This window comes from Moorena sp. SIO2C4 (assembly GCF_010672485.1).
Taxonomy (GTDB): Bacteria; Cyanobacteriota; Cyanobacteriia; order Cyanobacteriales; family Coleofasciculaceae; genus Moorena; species Moorena producens.
Genome location: NZ_JAAHGN010000786.1, coordinates 1 through 3642 on the forward strand (window position 1 = coordinate 1; position 3642 = coordinate 3642).

At 46.1% G+C, this 3642-nt stretch carries 4 protein-coding genes; 3 read left to right on the plus strand and 1 reads right to left on the minus strand.

Annotated features, from left to right (window positions below; all coding sequences use genetic code 11):
- The 3 genes from F6K20_RS29015 to F6K20_RS29025 form a co-directional block, all read left to right on the plus strand.
- Positions 1-431: AAA family ATPase (locus F6K20_RS29015; RefSeq protein WP_287296988.1), on the plus strand; the 431-nt coding region annotated here is incomplete at its 5' end.
- A gap of 31 nt (positions 432-462) precedes the next feature.
- A complete protein-coding gene (locus F6K20_RS29020; RefSeq protein WP_008191377.1) occupies positions 463-1869 on the plus strand; it encodes a DUF58 domain-containing protein in 1407 nt (468 codons plus the stop codon).
- Positions 1870-2012: 143 nt separating this feature from the next.
- On the plus strand, positions 2013-3383 hold the full coding sequence (locus tag F6K20_RS29025; RefSeq protein ID WP_008191375.1) for a zinc ribbon domain-containing protein: 1371 nt from the start codon (positions 2013-2015) through the stop codon (positions 3381-3383).
- Positions 3384-3415: 32 nt separating this feature from the next.
- Here the strand turns inward: F6K20_RS29025 and F6K20_RS29030 are convergent.
- Positions 3416-3642 (minus strand): stage II sporulation protein M (locus F6K20_RS29030; protein ID WP_287296990.1); only part of this gene is annotated, 227 nt, incomplete at its 5' end.

The following is a 3642-nucleotide window of genomic DNA, read 5'->3' on the forward strand; positions in this document are numbered from 1 at the left end:
TCCCAGATGCAGCGGCAGAAAAGCAAATGTTGCTCAATACTCAGAAAGGATTTCGTGGACGCCGTTTGGATTTAGAACGTCTGAAACCTCTAGCAACTGTAGAACAAATTTTGAGTGCTCGTCAAGAGGTTAAAGCTGTCCAAGTAGACGAGAAGGTGCTGGATTATTTGCTAGCCTTAGTTCAGCAAACCAGGCAAAATCCTGATTTAGCCTTGGGAGCATCCCCGAGAGCTGCTGTAGCTTGGTTACAAACCAGTAAAGCCCAAGCTGTGTTATCAGGACGGGATTATGTGACACCGGATGATGTAAAAGCGATCGCACTCCCTCTACTCCGTCACCGTCTGATTCTGAAACCAGAGGTGCAGTTAGATGGGTTACAGATCGATAGCGTAATAGCTTCATTACTCAAGCAAGTTCCAGTGCCTAGGTGAGTGGCTCAGCACTCAGCACTCAAAAAAAATTATGATTCCCTCACAACGAACCTATTTACTGTTAATACTAGGTATTGCGATCGCATTATTACTCGCTACTGTTTTTAATCAGCAAATCAGTCTAATTAGTACTCTTGTCTTTGATGGAATTGTCCTTGGTATAGCCTTATGGGATGGAAAACGGGTCAAACCTAACCGAGTCAAGGTAACCCGCACCCCTTTACAACGGTTATCCATTGGGCGAGATAATCCGATCGTGCTGTCAGTGGAATCTAGAAATCAGGTTGCTCGAATTCTGATTAAGGACTACTATCCATTAGAGTTTGCTGTTTCCACCCCAACCATCACTGCTACCCTTGACCGGAATAGTAACAAGGAACTAACCTATACGGTTCACCCAGCCAAGCGAGGTCAGTTTCACTGGGGAGATATTCACGTGCGCCAGTTGAGTCCTTGGGGCTTGGTGTGGCATGATTGGAAAATCCCAGGGAGTCAGAACGTAGCAGTTTATCCAGACTTAGTTAGTTTGCGATCGCTTTCTATTCGCCTGACCCTGGAAAATACTGGTACCATCGGCCGTTCCCGACGCTTGGGTGGTGGCACAGAATTTGCTGAACTGCGGGACTATGGCATTGGTGATGACACTCGCCTGATTGATTGGAAAGCCACCGCTCGCCGCTCTCGCCCTTTAGTAAGGGTGCTGGAACCGGAAAAAGAGCAGACTTTAATTATATTACTGGACCGGGGACGGTTGATGACTGCACAGGTACTTCAACTGAAGCGGTTTGATTGGGGATTGAATAGTACTCTAGCCCTAGCATTAGCTGGGTTACATCGGGGCGATCGCGTGGGCGTGGGTGTCTTCGATCGAGACATAACGACCTGGATTCCACCAGAACGGGGTCAACATCAACTATCGAAACTCATAGAACGCCTCACTCCGATTCAGCCAGTGTTATTAGAACCGGACTATTTTGGTGCTGTATCAAAACTCGTGAATCAGCAAACTCGTCGTGCTTTAGTCGTACTGATTACAGACATCGTGGATGTTACTGCTTCCGCTGAATTGCTAGCAGCCCTAGAACGCCTCACCCCTCGCTACTTACCGTTTTGTGTCACCCTTCGAGACCCCCTTGTTGACCAATTGGCGCACACTCCGCCTAATACAGCTGAGTTAGAGAAAATTCCTAGTGAAGACCAGCTTTGGCACAGGGAATACCAGGCCCAGGGGAGAAATAGCATTAGTGTTGATCTCAACCCTGACCCGGGGCAAGCCGCTTATACCCGTGCTGTGGCTCTGGATTTAATTGCCCAGCGCCAAGTTGCCTTTGCCCGGTTGAAGCAAAAAGGAGTTTTGGTCTTGGATGCACCAGCGAATCAGATTAGTCAGCAACTGGTTGAGAGCTACTTACGAGTTAAAGCTCGGAATCTACTTTGAACAAACATGCGACGCATTCCCCCACCTGGCCGTAGGCCACGCTGCGCGAACGCTCAGGTGGGGGTCAAGGAGCATTGATAAGTCGATTGCCATCTTATCTTTTGTAGGTTAAAATATTAACTATAGGAGATTTTATTAAACCAGTGAAAACGCCAACTAAAGTTATACGAACTGACAAGTGGCAACTTAGTCCGACCCCCGATCAAAAACTACTATTAGGGGAAACGGTTAAAGTATATCGCCGCGCTTGTCGGTATTTGGTTGGTATTATTTATACTCATTGGTCTGAGCTTGGCAATTTAACAGCAGATCAATTAACTCCTGCTGTTGAGCGGCTAATGCACCAAACAGCCAAGCGACCTGACATAAAATATCCCCAGTTCAATAAGACTTTTTATAAGTTTCCTAGTTACTACCGTCGAGCAGCAATTGCATTTGCAGCTGGGCAGGTTAGTAGCTATGTAACTCGATACCGCGAATGGCAATCTGGTAGTCGAAAAAGAAGAGATAGTAAGCCACCAAGATTAAATGCTGATACTGGCTGCTATCCAGCTTTGTACAAAGGACAGTGTTACAAGCTGCATGGTTTCGACCAAGTAGAAATCAAAGTTTTTGATGGCCAAAACTGGGTCTGGACTATGGTTCAAATCACCGGTTTAAGAGAGCGCCACCAGGTGACTACAAACAAAATGATGTCTCCGTCGTTGATTTTCAATGATAGGTGCTGCCATCTGTCTGTTCCATTCACTTGTAAGCCAGAAAAACGCAAACCAGAGGCTAATGTTACTGCGGTAGATTTAGGTATAAACACTACTGCTACCGTAGCAGTCGTAACCCATGACGGCACTGTAATCCATCGTGATTTTCTTCACCTTGGAAGAGACATAGACCGCAGGGATAAACGACTAAAGTCCGTATCAAAAAGAGCATCAAAAACGATGGGCAGAGGAGGAAAACTGCATAAAGGGTTTTGCTCCAAGACTTATCAAAAGTGCCAAAGAATTAATAATCAAATTAGCCATGTTGTCTCCAAGCGGATTGTAGAGATTGCTGAAAAGTTTAATTCTGTTCGCGTAGCGTGGCCTACGGCCTTAGCAATTGTCTTTGAGAATCTTTTGGGGTGGAAGCCAAGAGGTGGGAAAAAGCGCTCTAATTTAAGGCAAAGATTCCACGGATGGCTCAAAGCAAAAATTCGCAGCTTCACGGAAATGAAATGGGCTGAATTAGGTGGCAGAGTAATAGAGGTTGTTGCTGCCTATACTTCAAAGTTGGCTTTTGATGGCTCTGGTACGGTCAAACGAAATTCCCAACAATACTCCAAGGCAACCTTCCCTTCAGGTAAGCGGTTTAATGCAGATTTAAACGGTGCTTACAACATCGGTGCTAGAGGTGTGCTTAAACTCGTTCGTAGAAATAGCAACGAGGGTCGTTCCAGCAAAAGCTCTGGACGACCGCCTAGAAGCTGGGCGTGCTTGTGTGACCTGTGGACTAGGGGTAGTTCCAGGTTAGCATAGGACACCACCACCTCGTTCAGGTGGTGGAAGCTTCATGTATCCTCAAGTTTCTGACTACTACAATATATAACCAAAAGGGTAAACAGTCCGATTCCAACCAAATACTTGAGGAATGATGGCACTAAGGGACTGGGAGATAAAAACCCTTCAATAATACCAGCAATAATCAACATCGGCACAATCCCAAACATCAACTGAGCCGCTTGGGAGCCATAAAATTTCAATGCATCTACCCGGCGATATTGGCCTGGAAACAGAA